The following is a 12,071-nucleotide window of genomic DNA, read 5'->3' as shown; positions in this document are numbered from 1 at the left end:
TCGGCTCCGTCACGAGTGCGCAGGCAGCTGCATACTCGGTTCGCTCGCTACGCTCGCTCACGACAGTTCCTCCCTGGCGCTCGTCTGAAAGTCCTTGTGCCCGTTCACATGCGCTCCGGTGCGCTGACGCCGAGCAGGGCGAGGCCGTTCGCGAGGACCTGACGGGTCGCGTTGACCAGCACCAGCCGGGCGGCGTTGGTGGGGCTGACGGGGTCGTCGCCCAGCGGCAGCACGCGCAGGTTCTTGTTGGTCTGGAAGCGGTGGTAGGTACCGGCCAGCTCCTCCAGGTACCGCGCGACCCGATGCGGCTCACGCAGGCTCGCGGCGCTGGTCACCACCCGTGGGTACTCGCCGAGGGTGCGGATGAGTTCGCCCTCCTCGTCCGAGGTCAGCAGCGCGAGATCCGGGGTCACCTTGTCGTATTCGAACTCGGCGGCATTGCGCGCGATCGACGCGGTCCGCGCGTGCGCGTATTGCACGTAATAGACCGGGTTCTCGCTGCTCTGGCTGGTCCACAGGTCCAGGTCGATGTCGATGCTGGAGTTCACCGAGGAGCGCACCAGCGAGTACCGACCGGCGTCGACGCCGATCGCCTCGACCAAATCCTCGAGGGTGACCACGGTGCCCGCGCGCTTGCTCATTTTCAGGGCGACACCGTCTTTGAGCAGATTCACCATCTGCCCGATCAACACCTCGACGGTCGCCGGATCTTCGCCGGAGACCGACGCGATCGCTTTCAACCGGCCGATATAACCGTGGTGGTCGGCACCGAGCATGTAAATACAGAGATCGAAACCGCGGGCCCGCTTGTTCTGGAAGTAGGCGATATCGCCGGCGACATAAGCGGGCTTGCCGTCGCTTTTGATGACAACACGATCCTGATCGTCGCCGTATTCGGAACTGGCGATCCACCAGGCGCCGTCTTTTTCATAAAGATCGCCGGATTCGGTCAGCTTCGCCACGGCCTGCTCGACCGCGCCCGACTCGAACAGCGAGCTCTCGTTGAAGAAGACATCGAAGTCGGTGCCGAACTCGTGCAGCGACTGCCGAATCTGCGCGAACATCAGCTCGACGCCCTCGGCCCGGAACAGTTCCTGCCGCTCGTCCTCCGGCAGCGACAGCGCCTCCGGGTGTGCGGCCACGATCGTGCTCGCGATCTCGCCGATGTAGGCGCCCGCGTAGCCGTCGTCCGGGGTCGGCGCGCCGGTGGCCGCCGCGACCAGCGACCTGGCGAACCGCTCGATCTGCGCGCCGTGATCGTTGAAGTAGTACTCGCGCACCACCTCGGCGCCCTGGGTGGCCAGGATCCGGCCGAGCGCGTCGCCGACCGCGGCCCACCGGGTGCCACCGAGATGCACCGGACCGGTCGGGTTGGCGGAGACGAACTCCAGGTTGATCCGGCTGCCCTTCAGCAGCTCCGAGCTGCCGTAGGCGGTCCCGGCGGCGAGCACCTGCTCGATGATCGCGCCCTGCGCGGACGCGGCGAGCCGGATGTTCAGGAAGCCGGGGCCCGCCACCTCGGCGGAGGCCACCTCATCGGTGGAGCTCAGCGCGTCGGCGAGCCAGGCCGCCAGATCTCGCGGATTCGTACCTGCCTTTTTCGCGACCTTCATCGCCACATTCGTGGCATAGTCACCGTGTTCAGGGTTGCGGGGGCGCTCGACAGTGACCTCGTCGGGGAGTACCGCGGGGTCCAGTCCGCGTTCGACAAGCACCTTCGCCGCAGTAGCGCGAAGGAGATCTGCAAGGTCAGCTGGAGTCACGAGTCTCTATCCTATGGTCTTGGCGGGTGTACACCTCGAGTGGGCACTGCGCCGGAACCGTCCGCAACCCACAGCAGCCCGCGGATCCATCACGTCGAGAGAGCACAACGAGCGATGCCGAGCAGTCCCAGCGCCAAATCGGCCAAAGCCGCCGCCAAGTTATCCGGCTCCCATAAAGGGGGCGGCCGAGGACAACTTCCCAAGAAGAATCGTCAGATCCCCTGGCTGGCCATCGGCGCGGCCGTAGTCATCATCGCACTCATCGGTGCGCTCGCCTACAGCCTGGTACCCAAGTACCAGGAGAAGGCCAGCCTGGAGAAGTACACCCCCAGCGCAGAGCGCAAAGACCCCTCGGACTCGATCGAAGGCGTGGTCAAGAAGGAATACCCGGCCGGGCTGCACATCGGCCCCAACCAGCGGGTGGCCTACGACCAGAGCCCCGCGTTCGGCGGACCGCACGACGCCTCCTGGGCCACCTGCACCGGCGTCGTCTACGACAAGCCGATCCGGATGGAGAACGCGGTGCACTCGCTCGAGCACGGCGCGGTGTGGATCACCTACAACCCGGACAAGGTCGACGCCGCCGGTCTGGACTCGCTGAAGAGCAAGGTGCAGGGCAAGCCGTACTCGCTCATGTCGCCGTATCCCGGTTTGGACACCCCGGTGTCGCTGCAGTCCTGGGGGCATCAGCTCAAGCTGGACAGCGCGCAGGACAAGCGCGTCGGCCAGTTCATCACGGCACTGCGCCTGAACAACTACACGTACCCGGAGGTCGGCGCGGACTGCTCGACCATCGCGTTCGACACCGACAATCCGCCGCCGTTCGACCCGACGCCGCCCGGACCGGACGCGGTGCCGATGGATGGCAAGGGATTGCAGCCGGATCCGTCGGAGATGCCCGGTGGATTGCCGGGCGTGCCCGGCGTTCCCGGACTGCCGGGTCTGCCCGGCGCGCCGGTGCCCGGAGCGCCGCGACCGGGGCAGCCTGTGCCCGGTCAACCTGCGCCCGGTCAGCCCGCTCCCGCGCCGGGGGCCGGGAGCTAGTGGCCGCCGATGTCGAGCCGGACTCCACCGAGTCCGGCCTCGGTGCGCAGGTCCGTCGCCAGCGCACCGCACTGCTCGTCCTCGGCCTGATCGGCGCCATCCTGATCGGCGTCGCGCTCGGCACATTGATTCGACTGCCGCTCGACGGCTCGTCCGAACCGGACCCCGGCACCGTCGACGTCGGCTTCAACCAGGACATGTCGGCCCACCACGCGCAGGCCGTCGAGATGGCCGGCGTCGTGCTGGTCCGCTCCACCGACACCGACGTGCGCCGCCTCGCCTACGACATCATGACCACCCAGCAGAACCAGGTCGGTCGCATGCAGGGCTGGCTCCAGCTGTGGGGCGAGCCCGCGCAGAGTATCGACGGTTACATGGGCTGGATGCACGAGCAGCCGACCGGTCACGGACACAACGGCACCACTGCGGCCGCGACCGGCCCCATGCCCACCATGCCCGGCATGGCCACCCCCGCCGACCTCGCCGCCCTCCGCCAAGCCACCGGCCCCGAGCTCGACACCCGCTTCCTGCAACTCATGCTGCGCCATCACCAGGGCGGTCTGCCGATGATCCAGTACGCCGCCGCGCACGCCGAAACCACCGCCGTACGCACCCTCGCCGAGACCATGGACAAAACCCAGCGCGGCGAAGCCCAACTCATCACCACCATGCTCACCGCCCGCGGCGCCACTCCCCTCCCGCAAAGCTGANGGTGGTGGCGGGCGTAGCCGGCGAAGGCGGTTTGGGCTTGGAGGGCGGCTTCTATCGGGGATTCGTCGGTGGGGGGTCGGGAGACCAGGTGGAGGTCGAACGGGTAGGTGCGTTCGAAAGTGGACAGTAGGTCGGTGACCAGGGTATTTCGTTGGTGGACAATGTGATACGTGTCGATCCCGCCGGACGGCTCCCGTTGGGCGAGGCGGGCCATCGTGGCGGCGGCGTAGTCGACAGGGACAAGGTTCAGCGATGCGGTGGTGGCGCCGGGGACCCGGACCGGGAGTCGCTGCGCGGGTGCGCTATCGGACATGCCGAACCTGGACATGCCGCTCTCCAAGGCCTCGGCGACGAGAGTGAGTGTGTGCAGCGGGAGTTCGGCGTGGCGGGGCAGGTCGGTGACCAGGATGCTCGGGCGGAACACCACGACCGGTCTGGCCTGTTGCGCCGCCCACGCGCGGACCATGACCTCGGCCTCGTATTTGGTTCGCTCGTAATGATTTTCGAAACCGCAGGTGTCATCGAGCAGTTCTTCCGGCATCGTCCCGTGTCGTCTGGCTCCCGCGACGGCGATGCTGCTGACGTGATAGAGCAGCGGGGACCGCGCGCCCGCCTCGGCCAGTTCCAGGACGTGGCGGGTACCGGTGACATTGGTCCGGCGCAATTGGTCGAGCGCTGCGCCGATCGTGGTGTCCCCCGCACAGTGCCAGATCACGTCCAGCTCGTCGGCCAGCTCCTGGAAACGCTGCTCCGGCAACCCGAATCGGGGTTCGGCCAGGTCCGCTCGCACCACCCGGATTCGCTCGGCGAGGTGGTCGAGGATGTCGGGACCGGCACCGGTCAACCGCAGGAACCCGCCGATCCGGTTCAGCACGGAGACCGGTTCGGCGCGCGCGAGCACGGTCAGTGCGGCGTGCTCCCGCAGCAACTCCCGCACGAGGTGCACACCGAGAAATCCGGTGGCACCGGTGACGGCGATCGTCGGTGTGCCCATCTGCTCAGCTCCCTGTCCTGCTCGGTTTCGCCGCGGCGAGTACGACGCGGCTCAGTTGGGCGAGCGACCCGCCCCGTGCGACATCCATGACCGAAAGCTCGCACCCCAATTGGTGCCGGATCGCCGCAAGCAGTTCCGCGGCCATCAGCGAGTCCAGTCCGAGCTGATCCAGCTGCCGGTGCGGATCGATCCGGTCCGGCGTGGTCTGCATGACGTGGGCGACCAGCCCGATCATGGCCTGTTGGACCAGCTCCTGAGCTTCCTCCGGCGTGGCCGCCGCCAGTTCCCGGAGGAATTCGCTCTTGCCCTGTCCCATCCCGTGGATGGCCGGCGGCCGCACGCGCGCGAAACGCGGCGTCAACAGGCCGGGAAGCAGGGTCGTCATCCGATCCCAGTCGATTCTGGCGACGGACACACCGTTGCGTTCGGAGCCGAGCAGCTGCTCGAGACCGGTCATCGCCTCCTCGGCGGTGATCGCCAACATCCCGAATCCGGACAACCGGTCGGCCAGGCCGGTGCGAGCGACATGGCCGACATCGCCGATGGCGCCCCACGCGACCGCTTGCCCGGTCAGTCCGTTGCGCAACCGATGTCGTGCGAAGGCCTCCATGAACAGGTTGCCCGCAACGTAATTCGCCTGCCCGAGCTGCCCGGCCATGGCAGCGACGGACGAGAACAGCACGAAGAAGTCCAGCGGGCGTTCCTCGACGAGTTCGGCCAAGGTCAGCGCACCCTGCATCTTGGGGGCCAACGCAGTGGCGAATCGGGTGTCGTCGAGTTCGGCGAGTGGCGCGTCGTCGAGCCGCATCGCGGCATGCACCAGACCGCGCACCGGGTGTCCCGTCGCATCGATGGCTGCGAATACCGCTCGCATGGCGTCCAGGTCTGTGACATCGGCGGCATAGGCGGTGACCGTGACCCCGCGGGTGGCGAACTCGTCGATGAGCTTCGCCGCTTCCGGCGCCGCCGGCCCGCTGCGACTCGTCAGCGCTAGCTGACGCGCGCCGCGATCGGCGAGCCAGCGCGCCGTCGCCGCACCGAGGCCACTCGATCCGCCGGTGACCAGGTAGGTCGCGTCCGGATCGAGCCGCACCGGCGCCGGCATGCGTTCCACCGGGACCTCGGCCTCGAATGACACGACCACCTTGCCGATGTGCCGCGAATGCTGCAGCAGCCGGAAGGCTTCACCGATCCGGGCTGCGGGGTAGACCGTGTGCGGCAGCGGCGGGTACGCCTGCGACGAGATCTGTTCGGCGACGGTCCGGAACTCGACCTGGCCGAGAACCGGATGGTCGCTGTCCATGGTGCTCAGGTCGACGCAGAAGACGCTGATGTTGCGCTGCAAGGCGCGCAGCAACAGCGGACTGTTCTCGATGATGTCCCGCTTGCCCAGTTCCACGAACCGGCCGTGCGGGCGCAACAGTTCGAGGCTGCGGTGCAGGGCCTCCCCTGCAAGGGAATTGAGCACCACATCCACCCCACGCCCGCCGGTGGCGGCCTCGACCTCGGCGACGAAAGCCATACTGCGGGAATCGAAGACGTGCTGGACGCCCAGCGACCGGAGGAACTCACGTTTGATCGCCGACCCGGCGGTGGCGATGACCGTCACGCCGAGTTGCTCGGCGTACCGGACGGCGGCCAACCCGACGCCACCCGCCCCGCCGTGCACCAGCAGCACCTCACCCGGCACCAGCCTGGCCAGCGTTTCCAGGGCGTAGTACACGGTGGACGCGGCCACCGGGAGGGTCGCGGCTCCGGTGAAGGACATGCCGTCGGGAATCCGGCCGACGTTCTCAGCGGCAGTCACCACCTGGGCCGCCAGCGCGGCGGGGGCCAGACCGTACACGCGGTCCCCCGGCCGGAGGTCGCGCACCTGCGCACCGACCTCGGCGATCACCCCGGCACACTCGAAACCGAGTCCCTGCGCGGCGAAGGTGCCATCGATCGCTTCGGGCGGCAGCATGCCGACCGCCTGCAGCACGTCGCGGTAGTTGAGTGCCGCGGCCCGGACCGCAATGACCACCTCCTGCGGACCTGCCTGCTTCGGAACTGAGGGCTGCCAAGAGAATTCACACGACAGACCGGGATTGTGCAGTGCGAGCCGGTAGGGCTGCGGATTGTCCGCGGCAACCATGGTCAGCTCGGGTACGGCCGCAACCACCCGAGGCACGAATCTGCCTGCGGGAGTGAGCACTACCTCGTCCTCGTCGGTGGGGGTGAGCAGCTCGCGGGCCAGCAGGTCGGCGGTTTCGGTCAGTTCCGAGCCGCGTGCGAGTGACACCCGGGTGAGTCCCAGCGCGGGCTGCTCGTTGGCCAGCGACCGGGCGGCGCCCCACACCGCAGCGTCTTCGGGAACCTCCGCCCGCTCCGGCGCGGGCATCGCGCCGGTCGGCCGGGTGACCAGGCAGCACCGGGTCTGCACGGTGGACGGCAGGTCCCCGAGGCCCGCGGCGACGGCGCGCAGGACGGCGACGCGCCGCAGTGTCCGATGGGTCGTCGCGACCGGGCCGGGTTGTTCATTCGACGTCGCGGCCGAAAGCAGGAAAACCACCCGCACCGAATCGTTCTCGGCGACGGCAGGCAACCATCCATCGATCAGCTCACTCGCCGCGATCGTGTGCACCGAGCTGCTGCCCGCCTCGTGCAATCGCTCGGCCAGCGATGCGGCGAACTCGAGTTCGGTGTCGTCCTCGGCGAGCAGGATCCACCGGCTACCCAGCGGAGCCGGTGGCAGGGCCGCGCCGAGCGCTGTCTCGGCAGTCCTGGTGGCGAGGATGACCGAGGACGAGCTGCGCAGCGGTTCCTGTTCGCTGCCCAGCTGCCGCACGTCGGCGAAGCCGCAGCGACGCAGCAACGCCGGCCACTGCTCGCGCGACAGCAGCGGCGAATGCGTCCGCAGTGCGGTGTCGGTGAAGCCCCAGAAACTGTCCAGCACGCCGAACGGCAGCGCCAAGGGCTGTGGGTCGTGCCGTTCGCTGGCCAGCAGCAGTCCACCCGCCGCGAGCAGGCGGCCGAGCGACCGCATCGAGCACGCCAGGTCGGCGGCCGTGTGCAGCGCGTTCGACGCGACGATGAGATCGAAGGCGCAGTCGGAGAAGCCGTGCGCGGCCAGTTCCTCGTCGAGGTCGAGTTGCTGGTACTCGACGAAGTCGTAGGCGGCGAAGCGCTTCTGCGCCTTGGTGAAGAAGGACGTGCTCGCGTCGGTGAACAGGTAATGCGTTCGCTCCGGTGGCAGCAACGGCAGAAGGGCCGCGGTGGTGGCACCGGTCCCGGCGCCGACCTCGAGCACCCGCAGCGGGCGATCCTCTGGCCAGCCCAGCACGATCTCGCTCAGCGCTGCGCGCAGTATCTCGTTGTGGTACCGGGTATCCGGGCTGACGTCGTAGTACTGCTCGAGCAACGACCCGCCGTCGAGGACGATTTCTTGCATCGGGTCCGCGCGGCCGCACAAGAATTCCGGAAGGCGCCGCGCGGCATAGGTACCGAGTGCCGCCGCGGGCGCGCACTCGGGGACCTCCGCCAGCCAACAGCGCAGCAGCGGCTCCGGTGCGGCCACACCGGTCCAGCGCCAGCGCTTTTCGCCCATCGGCTCGGCCAGGCCGTACGCACAGGCCATCGTCAGCAGCAGGTCGAACAGTCCCGCGTATTTCGGCAGCATTCCTGCCGCCAGCGCGTCTTCTTCGGCGAATGCCGTAGGCGTGGGCAGCAATTGGGTCAGGGCCGCGACAGCGTGATGGGTGAGGGTTTCGGTTGTCCTCATCAGGTTCGTGGGTGTTTCCAGCAGTGTCTCGGCGGATTGCAGCCGTTGCTCGGTGGCCGCTGCGAGTTCGCCCGCGACCGGCATGGGCGTACCCGTCATGGGCGCCTCTTCGTACGGCGCCGCCCGCAGCACACACACGTGCTGGTCCACCGGATCGCCGAGCGCCGCGTCGAACCGGCGCAACCACACGTCCCGCAGTTCCATCGCGACGGCGCCGTCCACATCGGTGATCGTGATGTCCCAGCGCACATAGTCCTGGTGTCTGACGCGCGATCGGACCAGGATGCACCCGCTGGCCGGCGGCTGGAACCAGCGATGGGTGATCCCCACGGCGTGCGGCAGGAAGACGTGGCGAGCGGCGGCGAGCAGCGGGGCGCCCGCTTGCAGCGCACCGTCCAGCAGCGCCGGGTGCACCTCGTAGCCGGACTGCGCCGCGTCGAGACGGTAAGCGGCCAGCACGTGGTCTTGGCCGACTGTCAGCTCCTCCAGCACTCGGAACGCCGGACCGTAGTCGAGACCGACAGCCGCGGTAGCGGCGTAATGCTCTGCGCCACTGACCTTTTCGGTCAAGGTCGCGCGCTCGCCGGCGATGTCGATGGGTGCGGGTTGCGGATGCCACAGGCGCCGGACCCGGCCGGTGGCATTGGCCTGCCACTCCGACATGCCCTCGACCCGGCTGGCGATCCGGACGGCGCCACTGGTTTCCGACAGTGACACCTGCAGGCTGACCGGCGGGCCATCGTCGTCCTGGGCGAGCACCAGCGCGTGGGTGATCTGCAGATCGGTGACCTCGACCGCCGCGTCGTGCACGCGGCGGCCCGCGGCCAGGGCCATCTCCAGGAAGGCGCTCGCGGGCATGACGACGGCACCGCCGACCCGATGGTCGGTCAGCCACGGCACCCGGGTGGGTTCGACGACATCGCGCCAGGTGGGCTCGAGCACGGTGAGACGTTCGCCGAGCAGCGGATGGTCGATCGTGCCGTCGCCGCCGTTGCGGAAGCTCGACTCCGGGCTGCCCTGCCAATGCCGTTCGCGCTGCCACGGATAGCGCGGCAGATCCACCACCAGGCCGGTATCAGGGAAGTAGCGCGCCGAGTCGAGTGCGGCACCGGCCTCCAGCAACCGCTCGACGGTGGCGTCGACCGCCCGCGCACCCTCGGCGGATCGAAGCAGGGTGGGCACCACGGCGGTGGGTGGCTCGGCGGCCGCGGTCAGCCGCCGCAGATAGCCGCGCAGTACCGGATGCGGGCCGATCTCGACGAAGATGTCGAATCCCCGCGTGATCAGCTCCTCGACGGCCTGGGCGAACAACACGGGTTCGCGCACGTTGCGCCACCAGTATTCGGCGCCGAGTTCGGTGCCGGGAATTTCGGTTCCCGTCACCGTGGATATCAACGGGATCCGCGTTGCGCCGGGGGCGAGGTCGGCCAGGCCTGCGCGCACGGTGTCCTGCAGGTCGTCCATGGCCTTGCTGTGGAACGGGTAATCCAGTTCGAGTTCACGAAAGAAGATCTCGCGGGCGGCAAGCCGGGTGCCCAGTTCGGTGACCGCAGCACTGTCACCGCTGACCGTGACGTCCTTGCGCGAGTTGATGCCGGCGAGCTCCACGTCAGGCAGTCCGTCCAACTCGTGCGCGATCTCCGCCGCCGACAGGCCGACCGCGGCCATCCGCCCGCGCCCCGCCGTTTTGGCCTGGGCGGCACTGCGTTCGGCGATGACCAGGCACGCCGCGTCCAGATCGAGCGCGCCCGCCAGATAGGCCGCCGCGACCTCACCCACACTGTGACCCACCACGGCCGCGGGCACGATGCCCTTGTCGCGCAGCATTTCGGCGAGGCCGAGCTGCACGGCGAACAACGCGGGCTGAGCGACCTCGGTCGCGGACATCCTGGACCGTTCGAGCGGCGCGCACAGTTCGTCGGCGACGGACCAGCCGAGGCACGGCCGCAGCCGGGCGTCCACTGCCGCGATGACCGCACCGAACACCGGGTCGGCCAGCAGGTCGGCCGCCATGCCCGCCCACTGGGAACCGTTGCCGGAGAAGACGAAAGCGACCTGGCCGCGCGCCGTCTCGGACGCGCGCTGGTTGATGTCCACCGTGCCCTCGGCGATCGCGCGCAGCCGGGCCGCGGCGGACGGGCCGTCGGTGGCGAGTACCGCTACCCGATCCCAATGGCGGGTGCGCCGCCGAGTGAGGGTGTAGCAAGCGTCGTAGAACTGTTCCGCCGTCGTATCGGCCAGTTGCGCGCCGAGCAGTCGGGCGGCTTCGGTGACCGCGTCCGCCGAGCGCCCCGAGACCACGATGGGCAACGGCCGGCCCGCCAGCCGCACGGCCAGTGGGCGCTGTGGCGCTTCGGCGAGCACCGCGTGCGCGTTCGCCCCGCCGAAGCCGAAGGAGTTGACGCCGACCACGGCGGGTCCGGCGCTGTCCAGCGGTGTGTTCTCGCGGACCGGAGCCAGGCGCAGTCCGTCGAAATCGATCGCCGGATTGAGCGGCGTGGCGTGCAGCGACGCCGGGATCACTCGATGGCGCAGCACCAGAATGGCTTTCAGCAGTCCCGCCATGCCCGAGGCAGCTTCCAGGTGTCCGAGGTTGGTCTTGACCGAACCGATCGGCAGGGCGGGCCCGGCGGACCGGGGCATGCCGAGCGCACGACCGAGCGCGGCGCACTCGACCGGATCGCCCGCCGGTGTGCCGGTACCGTGCGCTTCGACGTAGCCGACCTGGTGCGGCTCGACCCCGGCCATGGCGTACACCTTGTGCAGCAAGGCTTCCTGCGCGGTGGCGCTGGGCAGCGCGAGGCCAGGAGTGCGACCGTCGCAGTTGACCCCGGTGCCCCGGATCACCGCGTGCACTCGGTCGCCGTCGGCGATGGCGTCGGCCAACCGTTTCAAGACCACGAGGCCGCCGCCCTCGGCGCGCACATACCCGTCGGCATCGGCCGAGAACGCCCGGCACCGGCCGGTCGGCGACAGCATCGAGGCCTGCGCGAAGCCGACGGTGGTGAACGGGCTGAGCAGGACGCTCATGCCGCCCGCGAGCATGACCCGCCCCTCACCGAACCGCAGGGCTTGGCAGGCTTGGTGCAGCGCCACCATCGCCGAGGAACACGCCGTGTCGATGGCCATGCTCGGCCCACGGAAGTCGAAGAAGTGCGAGATACGGTTCGCCGCGATCGACAGCGCGAGCCCGGAATTGGTGTAGGCGTCGATGTTTCGCCAGTCGTTCTGCTGGGTGGCGTAACCGATCTCCGAAATACCGATGAAGACACCGGTATCCGAACCGGACAGCTCGCGCATATCGACAGCGGCGTCGTCGAGCGCCTCCATCGCCAGCTCCAGCAGGATCCGCTGCTGCGGGTCCATCCGGCCGGCTTCGCGCGGTGAGATGCCGAAGAACCGCGCGTCGAACGCCGCGATGTCCACCCCGGTCAGCATGCCCGCCGCAGCGGTGTAGCTCTTGCCTGGCCTGCGACCACCGGGCGTGACGATCCGGCCTGCGTCGAACCGATCTGCCGGAATCTCGGTGACGACATCGCGTCCGGCGGACAGCATTGCCCACAAACCGTCGAGGTCGGCGATGCCACCCGGCAGTCGCAGGCCCACGCCGACGACCGCGATGTCCTCGCCGTGCTTGGACGCGCCGAACCCCGACATACGTTCTCCTTCTCCGGCCCCCGGAAGGCGGGGCAGTGGTCATCTCGACGATCGGTGGCGACCCCTGAACAGCCGACACCTGGACAGCGACGGTTCAGCGGGTCGAATCTGCATCTGACAACAAGCCGGGCACGGTGGCGGC

Annotated in this window: 4 protein-coding genes and 1 pseudogene; 2 read left to right on the top strand and 3 right to left on the bottom strand. The window is 68.9% G+C overall.

The window, feature by feature from the left end:
* Nucleotides 1–104 precede the first annotated feature (104 nt).
* Nucleotides 105–1,763, bottom strand: coding sequence for an arginine--tRNA ligase (gene argS, locus DBO33_RS07880; RefSeq protein ID WP_107654437.1), 1,659 nt, complete (start codon nt 1,761–1,763; stop codon nt 105–107).
* Nucleotides 1,764–1,877: 114 nt separating this feature from the next.
* Between argS and DBO33_RS07875 the strand changes: the two genes are divergently transcribed.
* Together DBO33_RS07875 and DBO33_RS07870 are read left to right on the top strand one after the other, a co-directional pair.
* A complete protein-coding gene (locus tag DBO33_RS07875; protein WP_107654436.1) occupies nt 1,878–2,807 on the top strand; it encodes a DUF3105 domain-containing protein in 930 nt (309 codons plus the stop codon).
* Nucleotides 2,807–3,517, top strand: a complete 711-nt coding sequence (locus DBO33_RS07870) for a DUF305 domain-containing protein (RefSeq protein ID WP_107654435.1) — start codon at nt 2,807–2,809, stop codon at nt 3,515–3,517. The genes DBO33_RS07875 and DBO33_RS07870 overlap by 1 nt, the downstream gene beginning before the upstream one ends.
* A 206-nt stretch (nt 3,518–3,723) precedes the next feature.
* Here DBO33_RS07870 and DBO33_RS43875 read toward each other — a convergent pair.
* Both DBO33_RS43875 and DBO33_RS07860 read right to left on the bottom strand, forming a co-directional pair.
* Nucleotides 3,724–4,512 (bottom strand): annotated as a pseudogene (locus tag DBO33_RS43875) (SDR family oxidoreductase); the annotation flags it as partial.
* 4 nt (nt 4,513–4,516) lie between these two features.
* Entirely contained in the window at nt 4,517–11,929 is a 7,413-nt protein-coding gene (locus tag DBO33_RS07860) for a type I polyketide synthase (protein WP_107654433.1), read from the bottom strand.
* Nucleotides 11,930–12,071: the final 142 nt, after the last annotated feature.

Origin of the sequence: Nocardia suismassiliense (assembly GCF_900269665.1) — a bacterium.
Classification (GTDB): Bacteria; Actinomycetota; Actinomycetes; order Mycobacteriales; family Mycobacteriaceae; genus Nocardia; species Nocardia suismassiliense.
Note: the sequence above shows the minus strand (reverse complement) of the source record. Positions and strands in the feature narration are given on the sequence as shown.

Bases quoted from the DNA above. Each gene is read 5' to 3' on its own strand.
- DBO33_RS07875 (WP_107654436.1), top strand. From the start codon at position 1,878: ATGCCGAGCAGTCCCAGCGCCAAATCGGCCAAAGCCGCCGCCAAGTTA.
- DBO33_RS07860 (WP_107654433.1), bottom strand. From the start codon at position 11,929: ATGTCGGGGTTCGGCGCGTCCAAGCACGGCGAGGACATCGCGGTCGTC.